Source organism: Gordonia mangrovi (assembly GCF_024734075.1).
Lineage (GTDB): Bacteria > Actinomycetota > Actinomycetes > Mycobacteriales > Mycobacteriaceae > Gordonia > Gordonia mangrovi.
This window is the reverse complement of record NZ_CP102850.1, coordinates 2,680,083-2,706,285: the sequence shown is the minus strand read 5'-3', so window position 1 is coordinate 2,706,285 and position 26,203 is coordinate 2,680,083. Positions and strand designations below refer to the sequence as shown.

Here is a 26,203-nt window from a genome sequence, read left to right as displayed (position 1 = left end):
TAACGCCTGAGTCTCGGTTCGGTCCATGATCTGTGGAGTTCGGACGACTTCTGCAACACTGACACCACAGTCACCGGGTTGCAGGGGGTTCTCCCATGTCCAGCCGACGTGCCCTCGTCACGGGTGCATCCGTCATCGCGGTCGCCATCGGGACCACGCTCGGCCCGGTGGCGCCCGCCCACGCGTCGATCTGCAGCGCCGTCGGTTTCCACGGCGGCGATGTCGGCAGTACCGGCAGTAGTGGATCCAGTGAGATCGGACTCGGCAGTGCCGACTTCGGCAGCTACCGGGCAGACGGCAAGAAGCCCCAGGGGCCCCTGGTGAAGCTGCGCGGCGCCAGCACCGCCATCGAATGGGTGACCGGGCCACGCAGCCCCAATCGCACCGACCAACGGTTCTCGATCACCGCCACCGATGTCGGAGTGCCGTGGGACAACGGCTCCGGTCAGGTGCTGATGGCCTTCGGCGACACCTGGGGCCGGTGTGCCGGCCAGATGGTGTGGCGCCACAACACCATGCTGCGCAGCGACGGCAACGCCGACCTGGACAAGGGCATCAGATTCCCGAACGCCATCCCCGGGTCGGTGCGTTCGGGAGCCTCGGTGACACCGCAACGTCCCACCTTCGCGCAACCCATGGTCAACGCGCTCGGCGTCCGCAACATCGAGGTCGGCAAGATCCCGACCGGCGGGATCGCGATCAACGGGGTGCAGTACCTGAGTTACATGTCCATCCGGCGGTGGTTGTCGCCGGGGCGTTGGGCCACCGGGTATTCGGCGATCGCCGTGTCCCGCGACAACGGGCAGACCTGGGTCACCGACAACCGCACCATCCGGATGAACGTCGACGTCTCGGTGCCCGGGGTTCGTCAGATCGCCGCCGGCCACGGGCGTTTCCAGATGGGCGCGTTCGTGCGTTCGGGTGACTACGTCTATCAATACGGCACCCCCAACGGTCGGTTCGGCGCCGCCTTCGTCTCCCGCGTCCGCCCCTCCGACATCCTCGATCTGAGCCGCTATGAGTACTACCGAGGTGGCGGGGCGTGGTCGGCTGACCCGGCCGCGGCCGCGCCCATCGTGAGCCAGCCGATGAGCGAGATGTCGGTGGCGTACAACAACTTTCTGAAGCGATACGTGATGCTCAGCGAACAGATGGGCAGCATCATGATGCGGACCGCTCGTTCGCCGGTCGGCCCGTGGAGTGGTGCGAAGGTCGTCGTGTCCGCTGCGCAGACCAAGGGCTTGTACGCGCCCTACATCCACCCACGTTCGCAGGGACAGCACCTCTATTTCGTCGCGTCACGGTGGGACGACTACAACGTCATGCTGATTCGCACCGATCTGGCGAAGGTCCGTTGAGACCGGAGCGCCCAGGCACCGACGTCGTGGCCGGGTTCGGAGGACCGGCGTAGCGTCGGGCGTGTGGAGCGATCCGCGCCGGACCGCTCGGCTTCGACGACAATTCGGCTTCACCGACAGTGAGGAGTGATGATGGGTCAGCCAGTCCCACCCCCGCAGCCACCCCCGGACCCCGTTCCCGCACCCGAACCGATCCCGGAGCCGCCACCGGAACCACCGATTCCCGTGCCCGAACCGGAGCCCATTCCCAAGCCGGGACCACCCGAGCCGGACCCACCACCGCGACCGACCGTCATCTGAACCGGATAGGAGCGCGATGCCTGCTCGTGTGGTGCTGATCCGTGCGATCAATGTGGGTGGCGCGAAGCTGCCGATGGCCGACCTCCGTGCGATGGCCGCCGAACTCGGTGCCACCGATGTCAGCACCTACATCGCATCCGGCAACCTGCTCTGCCAGCCACCTGGTGCGCCAGGCGATTTCGACCGGGCGCTGGAGCAGGCCATCACCGATCGCTTCGGCTATGTCCGCGAGGTGATCAGCCGGTCCCGTGACGATTTGATGCACGCACTCGATGTTCATCCGTTCGACGTGGTCAACCCGAAGTTCTCCTACGTCTACTGTCTGACCGGTACGCCCGATCCGGGCAGGGTGGCCGACTTCGCCGAGCGCGATTTCGGCGCCGACGAGTTCCGGGTCATCGGTGCCGACCTGCACATCCGCTATGCCGACGGTGCCGGCGTCTCCAAGCTGACCGCCCCGGTCATCGCCAAGGGCCTCGGTGTGCAGGGCACCGGACGCAACCTGAAGACCATCCGGAAGCTGATCGAGCTGGCTGCCGACTGACTGGCTCGCCTATCCCGGTGTACGTTCGGCGTCCTCGTTCTTGTGCAGCATCCGCACCCGCAGCGCGTCGTAGATCGGCGGGGACCGCAGGGCGGATGCGACCACCACGGCCATCGCGCCCGACACCAACATGGGGATGGTGACCGAGGTGACCGCCGTCATCTCGATGACCAGGACGAGACCGGTGAACGCGGCGCGTACGATCGCCGCGAACAGAGCGGCCATCCCCACCAGGGCGAAGGCGATGGTCAGATCCTCGTTCAGGCCCGGCACGATGACCTGGGTGATCCGGCCGGCGACCAGTCCGATCAGCGCACCGAGCGCCAGAATGGGCGCGAAGATGCCGCCGGGTGTGCCGACCGCGTACGAGATCGGTCCGGCGACGAATCGCACCGCGACGTAGAGGATCACCACGGGCAGCGCGAACTGCTGTCCGGTGAGGATGAGTCCGGCCAGCGCCTCACCGCCTCCGCTGATGGTCGGGTCCGCGATGAGCAGCGACCCGACGAGCGCGCCGACCACACCCGCCTTCACCACTGCGGGTACCCGGGTGATCATGTCGAAGAGGTCGAGGCAGGCGAGGATGAGGCGGTTGTAGACCACCCCCATCAGGCCCACCGCCAGGCCGAACACCACGAAGATGGGCACGGTGGTCAGCGGTGGCGACGACACCGCGGCGACGTTGCGGAAGTCGGGTTCGTCGCCGAGCACCAGGCGGCTGACACCGACGCCGATGGCGACCGCGATCATCGTGACGATCCCCTCGCGGAGCCGGAATTTCTTGGTGACCTCTTCGAAGATGAAGAACACCGCGCTGATCGGGGCGTTGAAGGCGACCGCCAGGCCCGTCCCGGACAGCACCGTCTGCAACAGCCGGATCTCGTCGGCGGCCAACCGCGCGAGTCGGCCCGCGGCCGCGCCGACGGCTGCGGCCATGTGGACCGTGGGCCCCTCCCGGCCGAGCACCATGCCCGCGGCGCCGATCGACAGCACACCACCGACGAAACGCGCCGGCACCACCGACAGCGGCGGCGGATCGGCCTCGCCGCGATCGACCGCTTCGACGTGCTGGATACCGCTGCCCGCGGCGAGCGGTTGCCTGCGCGCGATCCCGGCGGCCACGGCTGCGGCCACGCCGGCGATGGCGACCGGGATCAGCCATCCCCAGCCGGGGTGGGTGTGCGACCACTCGATGAGTTCGGCACGCCAGTGGTCGACACGTTCGAGGGTCCACCGGAATGCGCCGCCCAGGAACCCGGCGACCGCACCGGCACCGGCGGCGAGCAACAGGATGACCCATAGGGTGCGCCCGGTGAGGATGGCGTCGTCGACACCGGCGTCGCCGCCGATCTCGTCTTCGATCATGTGCTCGTAGGCGAGGATCTCGTCCCGCGCGCGCTTGCGTACCGACTCACCAGAGGCGCGTTCGCCTGGGGTGTCGGGGATGTCGGGGTCCGGGGTCTGGTCGTCGTCCGCGGTCACGACCGTACTCCCGCCGGCGCCGTCATGCTCGCTCGAGAGCGGTCGTCACCTTCTCCATATCCGCGAGCTGGGAGTCCTCGGGCGCCTCCCACAACTTCTTGGGCAGCTCCTCGAGTGCGACCACCGCCGATTCCGCCGACGACAGACGCGCGTTCTGCTCCTCTTCGTCGGCGATCTCCGAGGCGGCGATCAGTTTGTCGTCGAGGTCGAATACCGCGTCGTCGAGCCGGTCTCGCGCGGCGACGAGATCGGGGTAGTGCGGGATCGCCGGATTGGCGTGCACGTCGGCGATGGCGTAGCGAATTCGGCGATGCAGCAGAGCTTCCGGCGATGTCGCCGTCGTCCATGACTCCGGCGCCCGACCCGGCTTACCCGGGACGAGCTCGGTGGACCGGGCGAACTTCTTGACCCTTTTGTCGGAGTCCCAGGCGAACCAGGCCGCACCGACGAGTATGAACAGTGCCATCACGACGGTGATCGCGATGACCACAAAAGCGATCATGCCGAGCCCCTCGCCTTCGGTGTCATCAGCCCGTCCGCTCTGATCAGCTCTGCCATTCTTCGAGCCTATCCCCCGGGGGGCTGTCGGCGAGTCCCGGTGGCGAATCCGTCTGTCGGACTGGTTCCGGCGGGGCCGGTAGGCCGGCCGGCGACCAGGTCCTCCACGTTCAACCCCCAGGCGCCGTAGCGGGAGTCGAAGTGTTCGGCCCGTCGCCCTGCCCGGGCCGTCTTCTCCGGCGAGTACCTTCGTTGCGCCCACCGGGATCGTGGTCGCGCCAGCCGGATGGCGCCGACCCAGGCAACGGGCGGGATGAACGCGCCGATCGCCGCGGTCGAGTACTTGCCCTTGGCCACACACGCCAGCAGACAGACGATGTGCAGGAGCAACGGTATCGACAAGACCATCGGCCCCACTCGAACGCTGTCGGCGGTGTCGGCCTCCCGCAATGGGTTGATTCCCAGCACGGCCATGCCGAGTCCGGCCACGGTCAGGCAGACCACCTGTACCGACAGTTGCCCTTCGCGCGCCCAGTAGACGTCCTCGAGGTGCAGGATGAGCGCGAATTCGTCGAGCACCAGCGACGTCCCGATCCCGATGGCGACGGCGCTGATCTCGGCGCCCGGCGACGCGCCGTCGGCGGCGACCGACCCGAAAGCGCCGACGACGGTCAAGATGAGTCCCGGTACCGCGTGGTGGATGTGGACGCCGCCGCGCACATTGTTGCGGAACGGGCCGCGGCCGGCACGGATCAGCCGGGTGATCGCACGGGTGACGAGAAAGGTCACCGAGAATGCGAGGAACAACAGAAAAAGCGGCAGGTGACTGCCACCGGCCACGTTCGAAAGGTCGAGGTCCACCACCGGGTCCCGACGTCAGGACTTGGTGGGGGCCAGTCCGGTGCGGCGCTGTTCGATGATGAGGCAGCGGTCTTCGACGTAGAGGAGTCCGGCGTCCTCGGCGATGGCTCGCGCCTCCGCGGAGGCGATGCCGAGTTGCAGCCAGATCGCGCTCGCCCCGGCTGCGACCGCCTGACGCGCGACCTCGGGGGCGTCGTGGGACGGCCGGAACACGTCGACGAGACCCACCTGCTCGGGGATGTCGGCGAGGCTGCGGTACACCTTCTCCCCGACGATCTCGTCTGCGTGCGGATTCACCGGGATGATGCGCCAGCCATGCTGCTGCATATAGGCCGGGACATCGTTGGCAGCCTTCGCGGGGTTGGCGCTGGCTCCCACCACGGTGATGGTGTCGTACGTACTCAGGATCTGTTCGACTACCTCATCTGTTGTGCTCATACCTCGAGCTTAATGGTGCTGCTCGACCCGCCCAGGGTGGTCGTGGCGCTCTGGGGCAGGCTCGATGTGTGACGACATGGGAATTGCTGGCTGTACTCCTCGCCGGTGTCGGCGCGGGCGCCATCAACACGGTGGTCGGCAGCGGGACACTCATCACCTTCCCCACGCTCGTCGCCTTCGGCGTTCCACCGGTGACCGCGACGATGTCCAATGCGGTCGGTCTCGTCGCCGGTGGCGTGTCCGGGACGTGGGGGTACCGCCGGGAGTTGGCCGGGCAGTGGACGCAATTGCGCTGGCAGATCCCTGCGTCGTTCACCGGCGCGATCCTGGGTTGCTGGCTGCTGTTGCACCTCCCCGAAACCGTCTTCGAATCGGTCGTCCCCGTGCTCCTCATCGCGGCGCTGATCCTGGTGGTGGCCCAGCCACGGATTCAGAAGTGGGTCGGTCGACGTTCGGTCGGTCCGGGGCACCATGTCGCGAAATTGAGCAGAACGCGTATCGCCCTCATGGTGATCGCCACCTTCGCGGTGGGCGTATACGGCGGGTATTTCACTGCCGCGCAGGGAATCATGTTGATGGGAGTGCTCGGTATCGTGGTGCCCGACCATCTGCAACGCATGAATGCCGCCAAGAACCTGCTGTCCCTGGTGGTGAATGTCGTTGCGGGCGTGGTCTACACCCTCGTCGCCTTCGACCGGATCGATTGGGCCGCCGCCGCGGTCATCGCCGTTGGTTCACTGCTCGGCGGCGTCATCGGCGCCCGTTACGGACGACGCCTGTCGCCGGCCGCGCTGCGAGCCGTCATCGTGGTGGTCGGCCTGATCGGTCTCTGGCGTTTGCTCGGGTGACGGCGCCCTTCTGGTGGTCGAGTAGACCGAGGCGCCAGCCTTTCTGGTGGTCGAGTAGGCCGAGGCGCTAGCCGAGGTCGTATCGAGACCATCACCACCCGAGACGAACTGGCCACGAGCATTGGCCCGCAGGCTATGTCACCCCGAACGGAATTGTCACACCCCACCGATATCCTGAACCCGACACCGAACGAACAACTCATCCACACCCCACCCGCAGCCCACCGAAACTGTCGGACCCACCGGATACTCTGGTAGCAGTTCGATTCCCCACCAATTGATCCCCGCCGCCGAACGTTCTGGTGGTCGAGTAGACCGAGGCGCCAGCCCTCCTGGTGGTCGAGTAGGCCGAGGCGCTAGCCGAGGTCGTATCGAGACCACCACCAGCCGAGACAGACAGTCCACGAGCATTGTCCCGCAGGCAATGTCACCCCGAACGGAATTGTCACACCCCACCGATATCCTGAACCCAACACCTCAACGACCAATCAATCCACACCCCACCCGCAGCCCACCGAAACTGTCGGACCCACCCGATACTCTGACAGCAGTTCGATTCCCCACCAACCCGATCCCGATCCCGATCTCGCTGTCGTCGCCGGAAAGGAGCGTGTCGTGTTCACCTTCACCGACCGTGCCGCCGACGACGCCCTGCTGGCCACCAGCAGCCTCGACGAGTTGGCCCAGTACGGTCGCGACGCCCTGCGGCTGAGTAATCAAGCCCAGGCCATCGCCATGCAGATCGCCCGCCAGATCGGTCAATCCACCTACAATGAGCGCCTCACCGGATACAACGACTACGTCCCGAACCGAATCCGCAACGCCGCCGACAAAGCCGCCATAGGCGAAATCTCGCTGCAACTGGGCATCGCCCGAACCAAAGCCGGCGAATGGGTCCACCTCGACGAACTCCTCGACGAACACCCCAAGATCCGTGACGCCTTCCGCGCCGGTGACCTGAGCCCCCACCGCCTGGGCGTGGCCATCCGCGGCGCCGCCACCGGCCCCACCGGCGACCTGCGAGCCCGACTGGCCGAACTCACCGACAACACCGACACCGACGACGACCTCACCCTCGACTTCGACGACCACACCGACGATGCCGGCACCGACGATGACGCCGGTGATGCTGCGGCTGAGACCGATCCTGCCGGCGATGAGCCGTGGGATTTCGACGATGTGGTGCTCGATCTGGCCAGCCGCCCGACCACCGACACCGCGCTGCAAGCCGATCTCGACGCCATCATCATCACCCTCGACCCCGACCGGGCCGTCGAAGCCCACGACGACATCGCCGACCTATTCGGCGATGTGAAAATCGGTGCCGAAGCGTTCGGGCACATGACCGTCGACGCCTGCATCCCCGCCGAACACGGTGTACACCTACGCGAGCGGATCAGCGCGTTGATCAGCCGGCGAGTGTGCCGTCGCGACGGCCGCAGCATCAAAGCCCAACGCGTCGCCGCATTCGCCGAGATCATCAAGGCTCCCGGCGCGACGTTGCGCTGCCACTGCGGCGACGACACCTGCCCGGCCACGCAAACCCGCACCAGCAACCCAGCATCGGCCACCACCCCGAGTGCGGGTGGCAGCAGTGTCCGCGACTCGTCGGTCGACACCAGCACGGCCGGCGACTCCAACGCACCCGTCGACACCGCCGACGAACCCGCAATGGGCGGACCTGACGCGGCCGAAGAACAGCCGATCACCCTCGCCGACCTCGACGATCACCGTGACATCGCGATCGAGGTTGACGGCGTACAGTCCGACACCGGAATCGATGACGATGACGAGGCTGAGGACATCGAGCCCACCGCGGAATCCCGACGAGACTTCATCACCGCACCTCGCGCCGAGCACGACACCGACGGGGCCGATGCAGAGCCGACCCACGACCCCGACGCGAACAGCACCGACGACGCGGACACCGACAACACCGCGGCACCAGCAGCCGAACTCACCACAGACGCCGAACACGCCGAGGACACAGCAGACGCCGCGGTAGCCGATGACTCTGACAACAACCCCGCCGACACCGACCCGGACACCGACACCGATTCCGACTCCGATTCCGACACCAACAAAGGCCTCGTCGTCCCCGGCCTGACCCTGCTGCACGACCCCACCGGCCTCGACCCCACCCGCCTGATGGGCTACGGCGCCATCGACCCCGCCCACGCCGCACGCCTGGCACCCCACGCCACCACCATCACCGCCCCACCGAGCGAAACCCGCACCGCCAGCGGCCTGATCATCTTCGGCAACCGCACACCGGCACCACCCATCGACCCCACCGGGCACGGCGGCTACGCCACCCCACCACCCGGGGCACTGACCTACGCACCCTCAGCAGCACTACGCGCCGAAATCATCCAACTCGACCGACGCTGCCGCTACCCCTACTGCGGCCGACCGTCTGAAGAGTGCGAACTCGACCACCTACACAAATTCCTCCACGCCGACCCGCTGGCCGGCGGCTGGACCGTGGCCTTCAACCTCGCACCCCTATGCCGACCCGACCACGACCGCAAACACGACGGCCCGTGGCTCCCCACCATGCACACCGACCGCACCATCACCTGGCGCAACGCCCGCACCGGGCAGGTCATCGTCACCTACCCACGCTGACGGCATCCCCGCCCGCGCGGGTAGGCAGGTGGTTCAGCCGCGGTCAACCTCCGGGCGGACGACCGAGTAACGACCACCAGAACTCTTCGGGAATCTCTTCGCCGGCGCGAAGCACCATCGCGAGACCGGTCGCCATCAGGATGCCGAGGACCCCGAGCCAGAGCCCGGCGGTCGATATGAGTACCCAGGCGACCGCCACCGCGCCCGGCCAGGGATCGAGGATCAGCAATGCCGGGGCGAACAGGAATCCCACTGCGATATACCAATACGATCCCCAACGGTCACAACGCATCACGATGGTCAGCCAGCGCGGACTCGCGGGCGTCGGCGGGTGGACGGGTCTGGGAACCGACCTCTGGGACATCGGGAGACCTCCTCTACCGGGGTACCTCCATCGTGCGCCCACGGCGACACAGAGACCACTACCTCACAGGTAATCGCCAGCCCACCGAAGCGGCGTCACCGGTACGGCTGACGGGCGGTTTCCGGGTCGCCGAAGGTGATCGCACGTTCCCGTCGAGAATCGGTGAGAAGCGTGGCGCTCCAATTCAGCACGGTGCCGAGCCGGTTACGCATACCGGCGAGGAACGCGATGTGGATGACACCCCACGCGACCCAGCCGAGATAGCCGTACAGATCGAGTTTCCCGCTCTCCACCACCGCATGCCGCCGAGCGATATAGGCCGCACTGCCGAAATCGCGATACTTGAACGGCGCACGATCGGTGCCGCCGTCCGCGAGGTGGGCGATCACCGCCCCTGCGTGACGGCCACCTTGCATGGCGACTTCGGCCACACCGGGCAAATTGTCGCGAGAACTCATGTCCCCCACCACCCACACATCGGGGTGCCCAGCGACGGACAAATCCGCTTCCACCGGGATACGTCCGCCACGACCCTGCTCGACACCGAGCGCCCGCGCCACCACGCCGGCGAACGGAACCGCCTCGACCCCTGCGGTCCACAAGGTCGTGCGGGTCGGATACCGCACCACCTGTTTCGGTTCGGCTTTGGTCGTCGTCTCCACGTCCTCAGCGGTCACATCGGTCACATGTACGCCCAGGTGGGTCTCCACGCCCAGTTCGTCGAGGATGTGCTGCGCGCGCCGCGACAGTTTCGGACTGAACGACGGCAACACCCGGTCACCACCGTGCAACAGCAACACCCGCGCCTCACTCGGATCGATGGTCCGGAACTCGTGCTCCAACGCCAACGTCGCCAACTCACGGATCTGGCCGGCGATCTCGACGCCCGTCGGTCCACCGCCGGAGACCGCGAAGGTCAACCACTCCCGCCGGCTCTCGGCGTCCGGAATCGACTCGGCCACCTCGAAAGCGCCGATGATCCGGCGGCGGATCGCGAGCGCATCGTCGAGGGTCTTCATACCCGGCGCGAACTGCGCGAACTCGTCGTTGCCGTGATAGGCCGTGCGCATACCGACCGCGACGACCAGGTAGTCGTAGCCGATCTCCATCGTCGATTCATCCGGTCGACACACCGTGAGAGTGCGCTCCTGCGCATCGAGCGCTTCCGCCTCACCGAGCACGACATGGGCATTGCGCTGGCGCTTCAGCAGGTGCCGGATCGGACTCGAGATCGCGCCCTCCGACAGCAGGCCGGTCGCGCACTGGTACAGCAATGGCTGGAACAGGTGGCTCGTCCCGCGGTCCACCACGGTCACCCTGACGTTCGCCCGCTTGAGCCGGCGCGCTGCCTGCAGCCCGCCGAGCCCGGCACCGACGATCACCACATGAGGTTGGTTGGTCGCGCTCGTCACCGGAGACACGCTGCAGATTGTTCCAGACAGTGGCAGTCAGTTCACACTTTCCCTGGTCATTCTTCGCGGGTCGCGACGTAGGTGACACCGGCCGTCGCCGCGGACACCGCGAACACCGACGGCCACGCCCCGATCTTCTTCGCGAGCGGATGCGAGGCGCCGAACGCCCCGAGGTAGGTGGCAAGCAGACCTGCGGTGACCGCAGGACCCTGTCGCCGCCATTCGCGCACGCACCACGCGCCCGCAGCGGCGAGTACGAGACCGCCGAGCTCCCGCCGCCCAGTGAATCGGGCGGCACAATAGCCACCGATCAGACCTGACGATGAGACCGGAACTGTCGAGTTGAGACGCATGGCGGCCAGAATAGCCTCACAATCGACCCATGAACGTTGCGGATACCGGCGACCCCATCGACGACGTCACGGAACCGAAACGCGTTGCCGCGATGTACCTCAAGGAACGGGTGTACGCGAGCTTCACCGGCCTGGCCATCGTGCTGGTGCTCTACAACGGCGTCGACCACCACAGCGCCGCCTACGCCTTCGAGATCCTGGCGCTCGGCGTCCTCGCGGTGGTGTTGGCCGGATTCGCCTCCGACGGCATCGCCCACCTCGCCGTGCACCGGACGTTCCCGCATGGCCGGGATCTCCGGACGCTGGTGCGCATCTCGACCAACGCACTCTCCACGCTGACGATCCCGCTGGGATTGATCGTGGCGGCGTGGATCGGGCTTCTCGAACTGGACACGGCACTGCTGATCACCGGCTTCGTCTACATCGGCACCCTCGGCCTGATCGGCTGGTTGGCTGTCCGCAACGCCGAGGTGACCTGGATCCAGAAGCTCGCCGCCCTGGTCACCCTGGTCCTGATCGGTCTCGTGGTGCTCGCCATCCAGGTGCTCGCACACAGTCACTGACGTCCGGAGCACCGGCCCGGGGCCGCCGTCACACCGAGAGCGGATCGCCGCGCCGGTCGCGCGCATTGGCGAACCGCAGACTCTCGTCGGCCACGTCACCGCGGAGCAACCGACGGTCGGCGTAGTAGCTCATCGACATCACCCACGGCGCCTCGGGCCCCTGTTTCGGCAAGGTGTCGAGCGCACGCTGCACATATCCCGCCCCGAAATCGAGCAGTGGACGCGTCGGCATCTCCGGATCGGCCACCGGCCAGACGCTGTCGTGGCCATGCTCGTCGAGGTACCCGAGCAACTTACAGAAGTACTCACACAGCAACCCGATCTTGAGCGTCCACGACGCGTTCGTGTAGCCGATCGCCAGTGCGAAGTTGGGCACGCCGGACAGCATCATGCCGCGGTAGACCACGGTGTCGGGAAACGACACCGGACGGCCGTCCACGCTGAGGGCGATGCCGCCGACCAGTTTGATGTTCAACCCCGTCGCGGTGACGATGATGTCGGCCTCGAGCTCCGCACCGCTCTGGAGCAGGATGCCGTTCTCGGTGAACGTCGCGATGCGGTCGGTGACGATCGACGCCTTACCCTTGCGGATGCTGCGGAACAGATCCGCATCCGGCACCACGCACAATCTCTGATCCCACGGGTTGTACGGCGGGTTGAAGTGCTTGTCGACGTCGAATCCCTCGGGCAGCTGTGACTCGTTGATCCGCCGAATGACCCGCCGGGCGGCCTTCGGAAACCGTTGGCACAGTTCGAACACGAGGCGCTGCTGGGCGACGTTCTTCTGCCGGGTCAACGCGTAGCCGCGTTCGTCACCGAGCACTTTCTTGAGCGTGTTGGCCAGGGCATCCTCCCGCGGCAACGGAATGATGTAGGTCGGCGTCCGCTGCAGCATGGTGATGTGCGCCGTGTCGTCGGCCATCGCCGGCAGCAAGGTCACCGCGGTGGCCCCGCTGCCGATCACCACCACCTGCTTGCCCGCGTAGTCGAGATCCTCCGGCCAGTGCTGCGGATGCACGATCTGGCCCGCAAAGCGTTCCCGGCCCACGAATTCGGGACTGAAACCGTCGTCGTAGTCGTAGTACCCGGAACCGCAGAAGATCCATCGGGCACTGATCTGGATGCGTTCGCCGGTGTCGGAGCGGTCGACATCGACGAGCCACCGCGCATCCTCCGACGACCACGCCGCGGACACCACCTGGTGCCGGTAGCGGATGAGGTCGGCGAGACCGTTCTCGTCGATGGTCTCGTTCAGGTAGTCCAGGATGCGGGGTGCGTCGGCGATCGCCTGCTTGTCGCGCCACGGTTTGAACTCGTAGCCGAACGTGTAGAGGTCGGAGTCCGACCGAATACCCGGATACCGGAACAGATCCCACGTCCCCCCGGCGACGCCACGGGCCTCGACGACCGCGAACGACTTCGCGGGATGCTCGGTGGTGAGGTAGCGCGCCGCCCCGACCCCGGATACCCCGGCGCCGATGATGAGGACGTCGAGGGCCTCGACGAGGCTGTCACTGGCGGCGCGGCTCGTTGCGGTCATGTGATGCTCCTGTATTCGTTGGCGTTGACACCAGCATGCTCAGTCGACGCCGCACCCAACCGCTGATCGGGCGTGAAGTCGTACGGTACCGCGCCGGATGTCACCGTCTGGGCAAGCGCTTCGCCGATGACCGGTGCGTGTTTGAACAGATTGTGACCGGCCACCACGACTACCGGACCTTCCCGCCAGATCGCCATCCCGTCGTCACCCCACGGCAGCGTGGTCACCCAGCAGTGCACGATCTCTCGCGGTGTCGGGTCCAGTCCCGGCAACGCCGAATCCACGTAACCGACTGCCGCATCGGCCAATCCGCCGAGACGGGAACCGTCGTCGATGGCACCGTCATCGTGGGCATCGACGTGTTCGGACAGACCCAGCCCGTAACCCGAACGATCGGGATAGGCGGCGGCGTACACGCCGGTCGCGCCGAAGTGACCGCTGCCGTCCTGCAGCGTCGGAAGTCGGTTCACCCCGTCGCGAACCGAAAATGACACGCGCACATGTGCCCCCAAGAGCACCGGCACGGTGATACCAGCTCCTCGAGCCAATGCCGCGGTGCCGCGTCCCGCGCAGATCACCACCGTGCCGTGACTGCCCCGTGTCGTCGGTGTACGCACCACCGCCCCGTCGCCGTCCCGGTGCAGCACGATGACCTGCTCGCCGACGAGACTGTCGGTCAACCGATCCGTCAGCGCGGAGATCACCGCTCGGGTGTGGATGGAGCCGCCGCCGGGATCGAAGACGGCGGCGCCCTCGTAGGCACCGAGCAGCGGCAGCACATCGGCCACGGCGTCGGAGTCGAGCGACTCGGCGGCCACGCCGGCATCCCGGAGCAAGGGCAGACGACGGCCCGCCGTGTCGCCCAGCGCCAGCGCACCGTCGTCGGACACCGTGGTGACACCGATGTCGTCGGACCACTCACGCCACTGTTCACGCGCGCGCACCGCAAGTCGGATCAACCGTGGATCGTCGTGGGCGTGCCGGAAGATGCGCGACTGCCCGGCGGATTGTCCGTAGCCGGGCCGCCCGGTCTCGTACACCGTGACCGAATGGCCCTGCCGGGACAGCTGATAGGCCGTCAACAGACCGATGATCCCGGCTCCGATGACGGCTACGTCAGACGTGACGGACATGACCCGACGGTACCCCCGCCACGACACCCACGCGGTTTGCGTCGAGGACTGGGCGGGTATCCGGCGGCGCAGACGTTGCTGATCACTGTCGAGAAGGGAACCGACATGCCCGAGGAACTCAACGGCACCACCATCGCCTTCCTGGTCGCGCCCGAGGGCGCCGAACAGGTGGAACTGACCGAGCCGTGGAAGACGGTCGAGGCGGTCGGCGGCACACCGAAGCTGGTGTCGACCGCCGACGGCGAAGTGCAGGCGTTTCATCACCTCGACCGCGGCGACACCTTCACCGTCGATGTCACCGCCGACGCCGCCCGCGCCGACGACTTCGACGCTCTGGTGCTGCCCGGCGGGGTCGCCAATCCCGACTTCCTGCGCGCCGACGAGAGTGCGGTGGCGTTCGTCAAGGCCTTCTTCGACGCCGGGAAGCCGGTGGCGGCGATCTGCCACGCTCCATGGACCCTCATCGAGGCCGACGTGGTGCGCGGCCGCACGCTGACCTCCTATCCCAGCCTGCAGACCGATCTGCGCAATGCCGGGGCCACCTGGCAGGACGAGGAGGTGGTGGTGTGCCGGTCGGGGCCGAACACCCTGATCACCAGCCGCAACCCCAACGACCTGCCGGCTTTCAACTCGAAGCTGACCATCGAGTTCGCCAAGACGTCGGCCTGAGCACGATGCGGGCGCCGGAGCGGCGGCTCAGCCCTCCTGCGCGTCAAGCCGCTCGGCGACGTCGGCCGGGAATCCGCCGGTGGCGATCGGTCCCCATCGGGTCGGCGCGACGCGGATCAGCGACTTGCCCTGCATCCGCATCGCCGCGCGGTACTCGTCCCAGTCCGGATGTTCACCGGAGATGCAGCGGAAGTAGTCGACGAGGCCGTTCTCGGCCTCGGGCATGTCCAGCACTTCGGCGTCCCCGTCGACCTGCACCCACGGCCCGTTCCACTCGTCGGAGAGCACACAGACACTCGCGACGGGGGTGTTGCGGAGGTTGACGGCCTTCGCCCGACCCGGATAGGTCGAGATGACGATCCGGCCGGCCTCGTCGACGCCCCCGGTGACCGGCGACAACTGCGGCGTCCCGTCGGCGCGGACAGTGCTGAGGATCATCCGGTGCCGCGGCCGGAGGAACTCCAGGAGTGCGGTGCGGTCGACGACATCGGCTTTCGCAACGGTTCTGGCCATGAGGTTGACGATACGCGCGGTCAGAGCCTGAACCGACCCGCGAACCCCCGCAACGGCATGTCCGCACTTGTCAGGATGCCCGGCCGGGCCGCGACCACCGACGCGATGGCGTTCAGCGCCGGCAGACCGGTCACTGTCATCCCGATCGATGCGAATGACGACGGGTCCGACAGGTCCACACCGGCTTTCGGGAAGATCATGTGCTTGGAGTAGACCGACGGATCGCCGGTGATGTGGGTGATGTAGCAGCCTTTGATGTCCCACGCCGGATCGGTGAAGGGCGTCATCTGCCATTCGAGGTGGGTCTCCACGCGCGCCACGCCGTCGACCATGCCCTGATACGTGATGTAGTTGGCTCCCAGCGATCCCGCCGGCAGAAAGTACCACCCCAGATCGACATCCTTGGTGCAGGCGCCGAGCTCGTAGCTGAAGGCGACCTCGTCGAGGTCGAGGTCGAAACAGTCCGCCATCAGGTACACCGAGTCGGCGAACACCTCGGTGTAGCGACGCAACGAGTCCGGGATCGTCGGATCGTCGACCCGACGGCCGTAGCCGACCGCCTGCCAGGTCTCCGCCGAATGATGACACGACACGTCCACCGACTCGGTGACCGTGACATTCTCGATGTCGGCGACATCCATCGATTGCGCCACCGCGATCACCTGCGCGGCACCCGGATTCATACCGGTGCCGTAGAAGGTGGCACCGCCTGCCTGACAGGCCTCCTCGATCACCTCGGTGGTCTTGCGCCCACTCGGGTGGGGATGGTTGGTGTCGCGGTGGAAGCCGGTGATCCAGTCCGCGGTGGTCACGATGTTGATGCCGGCCTCCAGCACCTGCACATACAGCTCCTCGTCGGGGAAGACGCCGTGGAAGGTCAGCACGTCGGGCGCCGCCGCGATGATCTCCGCCACGGTTCCCGTCGCGATGACGCCGATGGGGTCGGCGCCCACGATCTCACCGGCATCGCGTCCGATCTTGTCCGGCGAATAGCAGTGCAGGCCCACCAATTCCAGGTCGGGGTGGCCGGCGATCCGGCCGATCATCTCGGTACCGACGTTGCCGGTGGCCACCTGGAACACGCGGATTCTCGGTGCGGGAGCGGTCATCACATCGCCTTTCGGTCACCGGTGCCGACGGGCGTCGTCGGACCGTCCGGATAGAACTGGGTGGCCCAGGCGCGCAATGCCGTGAAGCCCTGGTACTCCTTGCGCGACAAAGCGGGCGGGTCGGAATACCGCTGATGCGCCCAGATCTCGATGTCGGCCTCGAACTGTTCGATGACGAAGTCGGCCATCGTCTTGCCGTAGTCGGAGATCGGACCGGACTCCTCACCCGGCTTGCGTCCGATCCACACCGTGAACCGCACATCGGAGGTGTGGTCGTCGACGGGGGTGACCGCAGGCATCGTCCGGTTGTCGACCATCCCCCAGCTCTTGGTCACCGAACAGCCCAGGCCGGCGTTGATGGATTCCACGCCGCTGGTGGCATTCTCGAGGGTTGCGCCCTCGTCGAAAGCGATGGTGAAGTCGACATAGGATACCGGACCACTGAAGTCGTGTCGGGTGAACTCCGGCATGAACGGCGTCTTGTGCACGAACGTGAAGTGCGCGAAATCGACGCCGTTCTCCATGATGTACTGCGGATGGATCTCGAGGCCCTCACGAAAGAGCGTGGCGGCCGCGATCGGCGGATAGTAGTCATCAGCCGTTCGGTCGTCGTCGAAGTCGCCGAAGATGTCCGGGACGTCGAACGTCGGCGGTCGTCCCTCGACGTCGTACCAGATCCAGACCGCCTCGTTGCGTTCGACAACCGGATAGCTGCGGATGCGACGCCCCTTGTTGGGATGCTTCTCGTACGGGATGCAGACGTTGCGGCCCTCGCGGTTCCACTCCCAGCCGTGGAACGGGCAGACGATGTTCTCTCCCGCCACATGCCCTCCGTAGCCGAGGTGCGCACCGAGATGCTCGCAGTAGGCGTCGAACACGGCCACCGCCCCCGACGCCGAGCGCCACGCCACCATCTCCCGGTTGAAGTACTTCATCTTGCGCACGGCGCCGACAGGAATCTCGGCCGACCATGCGACCTGAAACCACCCGGTCGGCTCCATCGACAGCGGGGTTCTGGCCATCGGCTCTCCTCTCGGCCGTCGCACCTCCGAGAAGAACCATAGTGGGTTCTACGAAACTATGACAGGGGGTTATGCGATACCGGTTTCTGCCCGCCGAACGCCTGCGTACGGGCCAGCAGTACACCGAGGCCGCCGTAGCCGAGGATCGTCTGCGCGACGGCACCCCAGAGCCCCACACCCGGAATGGCACCCAGTGGCAACGCCCACACCAGCCAGCTCTGCGCGAACAGCGCCTGCCAGCGCAGCCCGCCGGTCCACCGGCCCGCGATGGCGACGCGAATGCCGATGATCGCCATGCCGAGCATCGACAGCGGCCAGCAGATGTCGAAGATCATCCAGACAACGGACTCGTGGATCAGCCAGAACATGTCGAGAATCGTCGACACGAGCGCGCCTCCGATCAGAAGGAACTCGGCGCGGTAGCCCGCCTCGGCCACGCGGCCCTCTCCCATCGCCTGGGTTCGCATCTGCACCGACAGCAACCCGAGTACCGAGAGCTGGAAGGCGAGTGCGGCGACACCGGCGAACATCGAGGCTGCACCGAAACCCTCGTGGTCGCCGAAAGCGGCGACACTGATCGCCCAGATCGGGGCGCTGCAGGCCAGCGCGATGCCCACGGTCCTTGTCGGCACCGGTCGACGGTCGGAGATGGGATTGGCGGACGGGTCGGCGACGGTCATGATTCTCCTCGGTTGGTGTGTGCCGAGAAGCGTGGCAGGCCCCACTTGGGGTTGACTTGATACCGCCGTGGGCGGGTGACCGGTGCTTGCTCAGTCCTGCTCGTGCGGCCAGTTCCCCTGGGTCAGCAGCTCTTCGAAATGCCGGATGAGATTGGGGTTGAGCTCCTCCTCGACCGCCTTCTGGAAGTTCCCATCCCACGTCGCGAGCCACTCATCGTCGCGGTCCCGCAGGTAGATCGGCCACCCGTGGGTGATGTCGAGGTGGTCGGAGTACAGATCGGCCGAACCGTCCTCGCGCATGTACCAGTACTTGCGGCCCGATTCCCAGAACGCCTTCAGCTCGTCGGCCGTGACGTAGTATTCGCCGTCCGATTCCCTCATACACCCGATCGTACGGACCGAGGCCACAGCTGTGGCGCGGTTAGGATCAGGCGTCATGAGCACCGACGCCGCAGCCTCGGGCCGGCGCACCAACCGTCGCGGACGCTCGACACGTGAGGCGATGCTCGACGCCGCGGTGACCGCACTGGCCTCCGGGGAACCGGGCGCGGTGTCGGCCAACCGGATCGCCAAGGAGATCGGCGCCACCTGGGGCACCGTGAAGTATCAGTTCGGCGATGTCGACGGGTTGTGGGCGGCGGTATTGCATCGGACGGCCGAGCATCGCGGCGAGCTTCCCTACCGCGAGAACAACACCGCCCCCCTGCCGGAGCGCGTGGCCGAGATCGTCGAAACGCTGTTCCTCGGCCTGACCTCCAGGGAAGCGCGGGCCATCGAACACCTGCGCGCCGCCCTGCCGAGGGACCCGGCCGAACTCGAACGGCTCTATCCGCAGACGGCCGCCGAACTCGCATCGTGGAAGGACAAGTGGGCGCGCGCCTGCCAGAAGGCATTCGCCGACCTCGATGTCGATCCTGCGCGGGTGCGCGAAGTCGCCGCCTTCATTCCGGGGGCGATGAGGGGACTCGTATCGGAGGCGCGGCTGGGCACCTATTCCGACCTCGACGAGGCACAGCGGGGCCTGACCAACGCCATCGTCGCCTACCTCGGCGGGACGTGACCCGCAGCGGACCCGCACTCCGCTCGATTCCGCGGAAGGCAGTAACCGGCTGCCCCGCGTGCCCTAACGTCAGCGGAAGTCGTGCCAGAACTCAACCATCAGGAGCCAGACCGCATGTCGCCAGTGATCGTCGTCGCCACCATCTCACCCAAGCCCGGCGAAGAAGCGGCCGTCAAGGAAGCCGTGCTCACCGCGATCCCGAAGGTGCACGCCGAACCCGGCTGCCACACATACGCGCTGCACGAGGCGACCGGCGATTCGACCGATCTGGTGATGATCGAGAAGTGGGAATCGATGGAGGCACTCGCCACCCACGGACAGGCCGAGGCGCTCGCCGAACTCGGCAAGGCCATCGGCAACCTGCTCGCCGGCCCCCTCGACGTCAAGACCTTCACCGCCGTTCCCGCCGGCGAAGCGGACCAGGGCGCCATCTAGCGAAGTCCCACCCCACCGAACCCGCCGATCTGTTGATTCGGCGGGTTCGGGCGTGCTAAACAGGTAGAACGAGCGTTAGATCGGGGCGCCTTCCGGCGTGTCATCAGCCGATCGACTCATCACACCTGGGAGGACCCACATGCCCGAAGCCGTCATCGTCGACGTCGTCCGCCTTGCCTCCGGCAAGGGCAAGCCGGGCGGCGCGTTGTCCGAAACCCAGCCCGTCGAGCTGCTCGCGCACGTGCTGCGCACCCTGGTCGAGCGCAACGACGTCGACCCCGCCCTTGTCGACGATGTCATCGGCGGCTGCGTCGGCCAGGCCGGCGAGCAGGCACTCAACATCTCCCGCACCGCTCTGCTGTCGGCCGGCTTCCCCGAATCGGTACCCGCCACCACCGTCGACCGCCAGTGCGGCTCCAGTCAGCAGGCCGCGCACTTTGCAGCGCAGGGCGTGATCGCCGGCGCCTATGACGTGGTGATCGCCGCCGGCGTCGAGTCGATGAGCCGCGTGCCGATGGGCTTCACCACCGTGGGTCGCAGCCCGTACGGCCCGAGTATCGCCGCGCGCTACCCCGACGGACTCGTCGGCCAGGGCATCTCGGCCGAGCTGATCTCGGCCAAGTGGAAGCTCGAGCGCGAGACGCTCGACACCTTCGCCGCGGAATCGCACCGCCGGGCCACGCAGGCCGCCGCCGACGGCTTCTTCGATCGGGAGATCATCCCGATCGACGTCACCACCACCGACGGCGAGAAGATCACCCACACCGTCGACGAGACGGTGCGCGCCACGACCACCGCCGAGGGCCTGTCCGGCCTGAAGCCGTCGTTCTATTCCGAGGAGTACTCCAAGCGATTCCCGGAGATCAACTGGCACATCACCCCCGGCAACTCGTCGCCGCTCACCGATGGTGCGTCGGGTGCGCTGATCATGAGTGACACGATGGCCGCCAAGCTCGGTCTCACGCCGCGTGCACGGTTCCACTCGTTCTCACTGGCCGGCGACGACCCGGTGTTCATGCTCACCGCGCCGATTCCGGCCACCCGCAAGATCCTCGAGCGCTCGGGCCTGACCATCGACGACCTCGACGCCTACGAGGTGAACGAGGCCTTCGCGCCGGTGCCGCTGGCCTGGGCCAACGAGTTCGGTGCCGACCCCGCCAAGCTCAACCCGCGCGGCGGCGCGATCGCGCTCGGCCACGCGCTCGGTTCCTCGGGCACCCGCCTGCTGAGCACTCTGGTCAACCATCTCGAGGCGACCGGGGGCCGGTACGGCCTGCAGACCATGTGCGAGGGCGCGGGCATGGCGAATGCCACGATCATCGAGCGTGTCTGACACCGTGTCCACCGCGGCGACCGGTGAGCCCGATGCGGTTACGGCCGCATCGGGCGACTGGCGCCAGATCGAACCGCTACACCTGCCGGTCACCCTGGTGGCAGCCAAGGACGCATTCCACGAACGCGGCTTCCACGGCACGTCGATCCGCGACATCGCTTCGCGCGCCGGAGTTTCCCTGCCCACGCTCTACTACCACCACGACAACAAGCAGGGCATCCTGGTGGCGTTGCTCGAGGCCGGCATGTCGTCGGTGCTCAATCGGGTGCGCGCGGCCATCGCCGACGGCGACACACCGCGCCAACAGCTGTCCAACGCGATCGAGACGATCGTGCTGCACATGACCGCCGACCTGCAGTTGGCCAGTGTCGGCAGAGAATTGCGCTATCTCGACACCGACAACCCGCATCGTCAGCACTATGTGGGCATGCGTACCGAGATGGAGGACCTGCTGGCAGATGTCCTGGAGCGCGGCATCGCCACCGGCGATTTCCAGATCCCGGGCGATGTCCGAGAGGTGTTGCGGTATCTGCTCGGCGCCTGCCAAGAGGTCACCACCTGGTACCGCCCCGAGGGCGCACGAAGCCCGGCGCAGGTCGCGGCGTCCTATGCCGCGACGTCGCTGCGGGCGGTGGGATCTCGCCCGCCGACCTGACCCACCTGATCCTGCGTAGCAATCTCAGACCCTAAACACGAAGGAGTTCACCATGAAACGCACCGTCTTCGAAGCCGAACACGAACAGCTCCGCCAGACCGCACGCGAGTTCCTGACCCGCGAGTGCGCACCGCACGTCGAGAAGTGGGAAGCCGCGGGACAGGTCGACCGCGAGGCATATGCCAAAGCGGGCGAGGCCGGATTGCTCGGTTTCAACATCCCCGAGGAGTTCGGCGGAGGCGGCGTGGACGACGACTTCCGATTCAACGCGGTCGTTGTCGAGGAGTTCGCGCGTTTCGGCAGTGCGGCACCGGGTCTGAGCCTGCAGAACGATGTTCTGGTCCCGTACTTCCTGCACCTGGCCAACGACGAACAACGCAAGCGCTGGATGCCCGGGATGGCCACCGGCGAGACCATCCTCGCGGTCGCGATGACCGAGCCCGGCGCCGGTAGCGACCTCGCCGGCATCAAGACCTCTGCCAAGCTCGACGGCGACCACTACATCCTCAACGGCAACAAGACCTTCATCTCGGCGGGCATCAACTCCGACCTGGTTGTCGTGGTGTGCCGCACCAATCCTGATCCGGCCGCCGGGCACAAGGCTTTCTCGCTGCTCGTCGTCGAGCGCGACATGGAGGGGTTCGAGCGCGGACGCAAGCTCGACAAGATGGGCCTGAAGGCCGCCGATACCGCCGAACTGCACTTCACCGACGTGCGCGTCCCGCGGGAGAACCTCCTCGGCGAGGAGAACAAGGGCTTCTACCACCTGATGCAGAACCTCCCCTCGGAGCGACTGTCGATCGCCGTCGGCGCCATCGCCGGCGCACGCGCGGTATTTGACGAGACGCTGCAGTACGTCAAGGACCGCAAAGCCTTCGGCAAGCCGATCGGCACCTTCCAGCACAACCGGTTCGTCGTCGCCGAGATGTCCACCGAACTCGACATCGCCGAGCAGTACATCGACCGCTGCCTGCAGGCCGTCGTCGACGGCGAGCTCACCGCGGTCGACGCCTCCAAGGCCAAGTGGTGGTGCACCGAGTTGGCCAAGCGCGTCATCGACCAGTGCGTGCAGCTGCACGGCGGCTACGGCTACATGAACGAATACCGGGTTGCCCGCGCCTACACCGATTCTCGCATCCAGACGATCTTCGGTGGCACCACCGAGATCATGAAGGACATCATCGGCCGGGATCTGGGTCTGTAGATCGCGGTCGCACCGCAGCCTGACTGAAATCGGCCCCGTGGGGTGGCGCCGAGGGGATATCCCCTCGGATCGCCCTCACGGGGCCGTTTTCAGTCACGGCAAGCCTCCCGTACGATCACACCCCGTGTCCCAACGAGACCGGAAGGTGCCCATGCTCGACGGTGTCCGTACCCTTTACCGCCTGACGCGCGGTGAACGCGTGGCCGATGACCAGCCCACCTCGCACGTCACCCTTTCCGAGGGGCGGCATCGGACGCTACGCCGCTACGGAACCACCGACGACGTCGATGCGGCTCTCAGTGCAGGACGCCCACCAGTCCTGCTGATCCCGCCACTTGCAGTCCCGGCCCGCTGCTACGACCTCGCGCCGGACATGTCGGTGGTCGCGGCAGTGCTGGCGACCGGACGCATCCCGTACGTGGTCGACTTCGGCGAGATGGGTTACGCCGACCGCTATCTCGGATTCGAGGACTTCTGCGACGACATCGTCCCCGACGCTATCGGACAAGTACTCGCCGACTACGGCGACACTTCGAGCACAGTAGACCTCGCCGCATGGAGCCTGGGCGGCACCGTCGCGTTCCTCACTGCAGCAGCACATCCCGACCTGCCCGTCCGGTCGATCACCGCGGTCGGCACACCGCTGAATTATTCGCTGGTACAACCGTATCCGTTGGTGAAGACGCTCATCCGGCCGATCGGTCCCGCTCCGGTGACGTACGCACTGAAAGCGATGGGCGGCATCCCGGCGCCGTTGGTGCGCCTTGGGTACCGCGCGACGGCGTGGGAACGCGAGATCAAGAAGCCCGGCTACATCCTCCGCAACGCGGACAACACGGAGGCGTTGGCGCGGATGCAGGTCATCGACTGGTTCCAGGAGACGCTGCCCGGATATCCCGGCAAGCTGGCCGAGCAGATGTGGGAGAACTTGGTCTTCCGTGACGAGATCGCCGGCGGCGTACTGCGATTCGGTGATCGCAGCATCGACCTCACATCCATCGCGCTCCCGATCCAGCTGTTCGGCAGCCATCGCGACGCGATCGTCAGCTGGGGTGCGGCGCGACACGGCGTGGAGATCTTCGCCGACTCGCCCGAGGTGCACTTCACCACCGTCGAGACCAGCCACCTGGGTCTGATCGCCGGCAGCGAGGCGACCGCGCAGACGTGGCCGCGGGTCGACGAGTTCTTGGCCGGCCTGGACCGCGTGGGCGCCTGAAACTCGTCAGACCGTCGCGGGCGGCGGCAGGCCCCCGCCCAATGTGCGGCCGACTCCCTGCGCAGAAGGGCGCGGCGATCGTGTGCGGCGTCATCGGCCGCAGGTCTCGACGCCGCCGATGCCGTGCGGGTCCGCTTCGCCTCTGCACGATCCGATGGAGGAACGAGCGCTGGTCGAGGTTCAGGTGCGCGCGATTCATCCGGAATGAACGAGACCGCACATGACCTGCGCAGACAATCTTGTCGGTGCAAAGGCATACATTGGCAACCAGCGAAATCGAAGTGTTGATGTGATATCGGATCGGCCCGCGGGGGCCGTTCACTTTCAGAGCTATGTGGGACGTGTGGTTTCGCCGTGTCCGTTCTCTGAAAGGTGCTGGCGGTGTCGAGTCGCGATTGGGCGTTGTCGTCATGGTGGGGTGAACCCTCGCCGTGGCCGGATCTTGCGCCCCGCTTCACCGGCCGTCTCCATGGCGACGAGGTCGCCGACGCCGATACCAATGGCCTGCTCGGGTCGATTGCCTCGTCGCAACGCGGACGAGCTTATCTGGCCTGGCACGACTATCAGCTCGCCGCCGAACTCCATCGCCGAGTTGTCAGCGATGGGAAACGTCCGGAGGACGTGTTTGTGGTCGACGGTTTCGCCGACTGCGCAGCTCGGATCGCGTTGGCGCTGAGCGTTTCCCAGACTGCCGCCGAGCAGCTCCTGCGCGAGGCGGTCGCCCTGCGGGATCGGCTTCCCGCCGTCGCCGAGCGACTCCGCAACGGCCAGATCTCCCAGGCCCGCGTCGCGACGATCATCGCGCGGACCGATCTGCTCACCGGGCATGCCTGCATGGCCGACGTGGATGCCGAGATCGCGGCCGAGTTGGACATGCACCGTGGCGCGTGGTCGGCCGAGCGATTGCGAGACATGATCGACCGCGTTGTCTTCCGCCACGACCCGGACGCGGTCCGAGAAGCACGCAGACGGGCACTGGCCGATCGGCGGATGTCGACCAAGCCGCAGCCGGATGGGATGGCGGAGATTTCTGCCACGATGGCGGCGGAGAACGTCCGTATCGCCGCGGCAGCCGTCACGTCTCTGGCGGCCGCGGTGTGCGCTTATGACGAACGCACGAAGGCGCAGCGTGCCTCGGACGCGATGTTCGCACTGCTGTCGGGCACCCGGTTCGAATGTCTGTGCGGCCGAGAGGACTGTGCCGCACAGATTCCTGAGCCGACCACGGTGCCCCCGGTGGATGCCAAGGTGGTCATTCATGTCGTCTGCGACGAGGGAACCCTCGCAGGCACCGCCGACAACGCCGGGTTCGTCGACGGGCACGGAGTGATCTCGGACGAACACGTGCGAGACCTGGCGGCGCGACCGGACGCCGTCGTCAAGAGGTTGGTCCCGAAAGGCACTCCGCAGAATCCGGACGGTACCTACACCCTCCCCGCGCATCTGCCCTCGGACCCGTACCGCCCCTCCGTTGCTCTGGACAACTATGTCCGGGTCCGCGATGGACACAGCGTGGTACCCGGCAATGCGACACCCGCGTTCGAGGGCGATGTCGAACATGTTCACGAGTACAACCACGCCGATCCCGCGGCAGGTGGACAGACCGTGCCGGAGAACCTGAACATCAAAGGTCGGTTCTTCCACATTCTCAAGACCTTCGGTCGCTGGGTCGACGACATGTACCGCGACTGCAGCGGCCGTCTTCGCACCGAGTTCACCACGCCCGAAGGGCTGGTGATCGAGGGCGACCCCGATAATCTCGAGAGCATGTTCCCCGGACTGTTGCGTATCCGGTTCGCGTCACCGGACCCACCCGCGCCGCCCGATGACTCCGGCCCACCCCGGAACCCGACGCCTCCACCACCCACCCGATCAAAGACCCGGTTGGCGGCCAAACACGCTCGCCGGCAGCAGGAACGCGAGCGAAATCGCCTCCGACGGGAAGTCGGGGAGCCCGATTAGCCCGAGTGCTTGATCGCTGAGTC

27 protein-coding genes are annotated in these 26,203 nt (G+C 66.7%); 13 read left to right on the top strand and 14 right to left on the bottom strand.

Annotated features, from left to right (window positions below; genetic code table 11):
- Positions 1 to 95 precede the first annotated feature (95 nt).
- Entirely contained in the window at positions 96 to 1,358 is a 1,263-nt protein-coding gene (locus NWF22_RS12290; protein WP_160901958.1) for a glycoside hydrolase family 183 protein, read from the top strand.
- A gap of 316 nt (positions 1,359 to 1,674) precedes the next feature.
- Positions 1,675 to 2,202: a DUF1697 domain-containing protein gene (locus tag NWF22_RS12285; RefSeq protein WP_160901957.1), complete on the top strand. Its 528-nt coding sequence runs from the start codon at positions 1,675 to 1,677 to the stop codon at positions 2,200 to 2,202.
- Positions 2,203 to 2,211: 9 nt separating this feature from the next.
- Here the strand turns inward: NWF22_RS12285 and NWF22_RS12280 are convergent, their stop codons facing one another.
- The 4 genes from NWF22_RS12280 to NWF22_RS12265 form a co-directional block, all read right to left on the bottom strand.
- Positions 2,212 to 3,567 carry a ClC family H(+)/Cl(-) exchange transporter gene (locus NWF22_RS12280; RefSeq protein ID WP_160902195.1) on the bottom strand — a complete coding sequence of 452 codons (1,356 nt, stop codon included), beginning with the start codon at positions 3,565 to 3,567 and terminating at the stop codon, positions 2,212 to 2,214.
- Between the two features lie 139 nt (positions 3,568 to 3,706).
- On the bottom strand, positions 3,707 to 4,186 hold the full coding sequence (locus NWF22_RS12275) for a hypothetical protein (protein WP_160901956.1): 480 nt from the start codon (positions 4,184 to 4,186) through the stop codon (positions 3,707 to 3,709).
- A 65-nt stretch (positions 4,187 to 4,251) separates the two neighbouring features.
- Positions 4,252 to 5,043: a hypothetical protein gene (locus tag NWF22_RS12270; RefSeq protein ID WP_258321127.1), complete on the bottom strand. Its 792-nt coding sequence runs from the start codon at positions 5,041 to 5,043 to the stop codon at positions 4,252 to 4,254.
- 15 nt (positions 5,044 to 5,058) lie between these two features.
- Positions 5,059 to 5,481, bottom strand: coding sequence for a CoA-binding protein (locus tag NWF22_RS12265; RefSeq protein ID WP_160901955.1), 423 nt, complete (start codon positions 5,479 to 5,481; stop codon positions 5,059 to 5,061).
- 68 nt (positions 5,482 to 5,549) lie between these two features.
- Between NWF22_RS12265 and NWF22_RS12260 the strand changes: the two genes are divergently transcribed.
- Together NWF22_RS12260 and NWF22_RS12255 are read left to right on the top strand one after the other, a co-directional pair.
- Positions 5,550 to 6,329 carry a sulfite exporter TauE/SafE family protein gene (locus NWF22_RS12260; RefSeq protein ID WP_160901954.1) on the top strand — a complete coding sequence of 260 codons (780 nt, stop codon included), beginning with the start codon at positions 5,550 to 5,552 and terminating at the stop codon, positions 6,327 to 6,329.
- A gap of 615 nt (positions 6,330 to 6,944) precedes the next feature.
- The gene (locus NWF22_RS12255) at positions 6,945 to 8,957 is read left to right on the top strand and encodes an HNH endonuclease signature motif containing protein (protein ID WP_160901953.1); all 2,013 of its coding nucleotides are present in this window, start codon (positions 6,945 to 6,947) and stop codon (positions 8,955 to 8,957) included.
- A 43-nt stretch (positions 8,958 to 9,000) separates the two neighbouring features.
- On the opposite strand, the gene NWF22_RS12250 is transcribed toward NWF22_RS12255, so the two are convergent.
- The 3 genes from NWF22_RS12250 to NWF22_RS12240 all read right to left on the bottom strand — a co-directional run bounded on the left by NWF22_RS12250 (position 9,001) and on the right by NWF22_RS12240 (position 11,086).
- Positions 9,001 to 9,321: a hypothetical protein gene (locus NWF22_RS12250; RefSeq protein WP_160901952.1), complete on the bottom strand. Its 321-nt coding sequence runs from the start codon at positions 9,319 to 9,321 to the stop codon at positions 9,001 to 9,003.
- A gap of 95 nt (positions 9,322 to 9,416) precedes the next feature.
- Positions 9,417 to 10,733, bottom strand: coding sequence for an NAD(P)/FAD-dependent oxidoreductase (locus NWF22_RS12245; protein ID WP_160901951.1), 1,317 nt, complete (start codon positions 10,731 to 10,733; stop codon positions 9,417 to 9,419).
- Positions 10,734 to 10,789: 56 nt separating this feature from the next.
- The gene (locus tag NWF22_RS12240; protein ID WP_160901950.1) at positions 10,790 to 11,086 is read right to left on the bottom strand and encodes a hypothetical protein; all 297 of its coding nucleotides are present in this window, start codon (positions 11,084 to 11,086) and stop codon (positions 10,790 to 10,792) included.
- Positions 11,087 to 11,115: 29 nt separating this feature from the next.
- On the opposite strand from NWF22_RS12240, the gene NWF22_RS12235 reads away from it, so the two are divergent.
- Entirely contained in the window at positions 11,116 to 11,649 is a 534-nt protein-coding gene (locus NWF22_RS12235; RefSeq protein WP_160901949.1) for a hypothetical protein, read from the top strand.
- A gap of 28 nt (positions 11,650 to 11,677) precedes the next feature.
- Here NWF22_RS12235 and NWF22_RS12230 read toward each other — a convergent pair whose 3' ends face one another.
- Positions 11,678 to 13,189, bottom strand: a complete 1,512-nt coding sequence (locus tag NWF22_RS12230; RefSeq protein WP_160901948.1) for a flavin-containing monooxygenase — start codon at positions 13,187 to 13,189, stop codon at positions 11,678 to 11,680.
- A complete protein-coding gene (locus NWF22_RS12225) occupies positions 13,186 to 14,322 on the bottom strand; it encodes an NAD(P)/FAD-dependent oxidoreductase (RefSeq protein WP_160901947.1) in 1,137 nt (378 codons plus the stop codon). The genes NWF22_RS12230 and NWF22_RS12225 overlap by 4 nt, the downstream gene beginning before the upstream one ends.
- Positions 14,323 to 14,427: 105 nt before the next feature.
- Here NWF22_RS12225 and NWF22_RS12220 point away from each other — a divergent pair, with 105 nt between their 5' ends.
- Positions 14,428 to 14,991, top strand: coding sequence for a type 1 glutamine amidotransferase domain-containing protein (locus NWF22_RS12220; RefSeq protein WP_160902193.1), 564 nt, complete (start codon positions 14,428 to 14,430; stop codon positions 14,989 to 14,991).
- 27 nt (positions 14,992 to 15,018) lie between these two features.
- Here the strand turns inward: NWF22_RS12220 and NWF22_RS12215 are convergent, their stop codons facing one another.
- From NWF22_RS12215 to NWF22_RS12195, 5 genes are all read right to left on the bottom strand, one after another.
- Complete coding sequence (locus NWF22_RS12215) at positions 15,019 to 15,504, bottom strand: PPOX class F420-dependent oxidoreductase (RefSeq protein WP_160901946.1); 486 nt, start codon at positions 15,502 to 15,504, stop codon at positions 15,019 to 15,021.
- Positions 15,505 to 15,524: 20 nt separating this feature from the next.
- Positions 15,525 to 16,613, bottom strand: coding sequence for an NAD(P)H-dependent amine dehydrogenase family protein (locus NWF22_RS12210; RefSeq protein ID WP_160901945.1), 1,089 nt, complete (start codon positions 16,611 to 16,613; stop codon positions 15,525 to 15,527).
- Complete coding sequence (locus tag NWF22_RS12205) at positions 16,613 to 17,635, bottom strand: Rieske 2Fe-2S domain-containing protein (protein WP_160901944.1); 1,023 nt, start codon at positions 17,633 to 17,635, stop codon at positions 16,613 to 16,615. The genes NWF22_RS12210 and NWF22_RS12205 overlap by 1 nt, the downstream gene beginning before the upstream one ends.
- A gap of 56 nt (positions 17,636 to 17,691) precedes the next feature.
- On the bottom strand, positions 17,692 to 18,315 hold the full coding sequence (locus NWF22_RS12200) for a hypothetical protein (RefSeq protein ID WP_202398467.1): 624 nt from the start codon (positions 18,313 to 18,315) through the stop codon (positions 17,692 to 17,694).
- Positions 18,316 to 18,405: 90 nt separating this feature from the next.
- Positions 18,406 to 18,696, bottom strand: a complete 291-nt coding sequence (locus tag NWF22_RS12195; RefSeq protein WP_160901943.1) for a hypothetical protein — start codon at positions 18,694 to 18,696, stop codon at positions 18,406 to 18,408.
- Between the two features lie 55 nt (positions 18,697 to 18,751).
- Between NWF22_RS12195 and NWF22_RS12190 the strand changes: the two genes are divergently transcribed.
- From NWF22_RS12190 to NWF22_RS12160, 7 genes are all read left to right on the top strand, one after another.
- Complete coding sequence (locus NWF22_RS12190) at positions 18,752 to 19,375, top strand: TetR/AcrR family transcriptional regulator (protein ID WP_160901942.1); 624 nt, start codon at positions 18,752 to 18,754, stop codon at positions 19,373 to 19,375.
- Positions 19,376 to 19,489: 114 nt separating this feature from the next.
- A complete protein-coding gene (locus NWF22_RS12185) occupies positions 19,490 to 19,810 on the top strand; it encodes a putative quinol monooxygenase (RefSeq protein WP_160901941.1) in 321 nt (106 codons plus the stop codon).
- A gap of 139 nt (positions 19,811 to 19,949) precedes the next feature.
- Positions 19,950 to 21,143 carry a thiolase family protein gene (locus tag NWF22_RS12180; protein ID WP_160901940.1) on the top strand — a complete coding sequence of 398 codons (1,194 nt, stop codon included), beginning with the start codon at positions 19,950 to 19,952 and terminating at the stop codon, positions 21,141 to 21,143.
- Positions 21,136 to 21,798, top strand: a complete 663-nt coding sequence (locus NWF22_RS12175; protein ID WP_373691998.1) for a TetR/AcrR family transcriptional regulator — start codon at positions 21,136 to 21,138, stop codon at positions 21,796 to 21,798. Before NWF22_RS12180 ends, NWF22_RS12175 begins: the two co-directional genes overlap by 8 nt.
- Positions 21,799 to 21,850: 52 nt before the next feature.
- Positions 21,851 to 23,002: an acyl-CoA dehydrogenase family protein gene (locus NWF22_RS12170; RefSeq protein ID WP_160901938.1), complete on the top strand. Its 1,152-nt coding sequence runs from the start codon at positions 21,851 to 21,853 to the stop codon at positions 23,000 to 23,002.
- A 151-nt stretch (positions 23,003 to 23,153) separates the two neighbouring features.
- Positions 23,154 to 24,218, top strand: coding sequence for a polyhydroxyalkanoate synthase family protein (locus tag NWF22_RS12165; protein ID WP_202398552.1), 1,065 nt, complete (start codon positions 23,154 to 23,156; stop codon positions 24,216 to 24,218).
- A gap of 381 nt (positions 24,219 to 24,599) precedes the next feature.
- Positions 24,600 to 26,180 carry a DUF222 domain-containing protein gene (locus tag NWF22_RS12160; RefSeq protein WP_258321402.1) on the top strand — a complete coding sequence of 527 codons (1,581 nt, stop codon included), beginning with the start codon at positions 24,600 to 24,602 and terminating at the stop codon, positions 26,178 to 26,180.
- The last annotated feature ends 23 nt before the right edge of the window (positions 26,181 to 26,203 follow it).

Excerpts from the sequence above, each read along its gene's own strand:
- NWF22_RS12290 (WP_160901958.1), top strand. The coding sequence starts at position 96 with ATGTCCAGCCGACGTGCCCTCGTCACGGGTGCATCCGTCATCGCGGTC.
- NWF22_RS12285 (WP_160901957.1), top strand. The coding sequence starts at position 1,675 with ATGCCTGCTCGTGTGGTGCTGATCCGTGCGATCAATGTGGGTGGCGCG.
- NWF22_RS12280 (WP_160902195.1), bottom strand. The coding sequence starts at position 3,567 with ATGATCGAAGACGAGATCGGCGGCGACGCCGGTGTCGACGACGCCATC.
- NWF22_RS12275 (WP_160901956.1), bottom strand. The coding sequence starts at position 4,186 with ATGATCGCTTTTGTGGTCATCGCGATCACCGTCGTGATGGCACTGTTC.
- NWF22_RS12265 (WP_160901955.1), bottom strand. The coding sequence starts at position 5,481 with ATGAGCACAACAGATGAGGTAGTCGAACAGATCCTGAGTACGTACGAC.
- NWF22_RS12250 (WP_160901952.1), bottom strand. The coding sequence starts at position 9,321 with ATGTCCCAGAGGTCGGTTCCCAGACCCGTCCACCCGCCGACGCCCGCG.
- NWF22_RS12240 (WP_160901950.1), bottom strand. The coding sequence starts at position 11,086 with ATGCGTCTCAACTCGACAGTTCCGGTCTCATCGTCAGGTCTGATCGGT.
- NWF22_RS12235 (WP_160901949.1), top strand. The coding sequence starts at position 11,116 with ATGAACGTTGCGGATACCGGCGACCCCATCGACGACGTCACGGAACCG.
- NWF22_RS12230 (WP_160901948.1), bottom strand. The coding sequence starts at position 13,189 with ATGACCGCAACGAGCCGCGCCGCCAGTGACAGCCTCGTCGAGGCCCTC.
- NWF22_RS12225 (WP_160901947.1), bottom strand. The coding sequence starts at position 14,322 with ATGTCCGTCACGTCTGACGTAGCCGTCATCGGAGCCGGGATCATCGGT.
- NWF22_RS12220 (WP_160902193.1), top strand. The coding sequence starts at position 14,428 with ATGCCCGAGGAACTCAACGGCACCACCATCGCCTTCCTGGTCGCGCCC.
- NWF22_RS12215 (WP_160901946.1), bottom strand. The coding sequence starts at position 15,504 with ATGGCCAGAACCGTTGCGAAAGCCGATGTCGTCGACCGCACCGCACTC.
- NWF22_RS12210 (WP_160901945.1), bottom strand. The coding sequence starts at position 16,613 with ATGACCGCTCCCGCACCGAGAATCCGCGTGTTCCAGGTGGCCACCGGC.
- NWF22_RS12205 (WP_160901944.1), bottom strand. The coding sequence starts at position 17,635 with ATGGCCAGAACCCCGCTGTCGATGGAGCCGACCGGGTGGTTTCAGGTC.
- NWF22_RS12200 (WP_202398467.1), bottom strand. The coding sequence starts at position 18,315 with ATGACCGTCGCCGACCCGTCCGCCAATCCCATCTCCGACCGTCGACCG.
- NWF22_RS12195 (WP_160901943.1), bottom strand. The coding sequence starts at position 18,696 with ATGAGGGAATCGGACGGCGAATACTACGTCACGGCCGACGAGCTGAAG.
- NWF22_RS12190 (WP_160901942.1), top strand. The coding sequence starts at position 18,752 with ATGAGCACCGACGCCGCAGCCTCGGGCCGGCGCACCAACCGTCGCGGA.
- NWF22_RS12185 (WP_160901941.1), top strand. The coding sequence starts at position 19,490 with ATGTCGCCAGTGATCGTCGTCGCCACCATCTCACCCAAGCCCGGCGAA.
- NWF22_RS12180 (WP_160901940.1), top strand. The coding sequence starts at position 19,950 with ATGCCCGAAGCCGTCATCGTCGACGTCGTCCGCCTTGCCTCCGGCAAG.
- NWF22_RS12170 (WP_160901938.1), top strand. The coding sequence starts at position 21,851 with ATGAAACGCACCGTCTTCGAAGCCGAACACGAACAGCTCCGCCAGACC.
- NWF22_RS12165 (WP_202398552.1), top strand. The coding sequence starts at position 23,154 with ATGCTCGACGGTGTCCGTACCCTTTACCGCCTGACGCGCGGTGAACGC.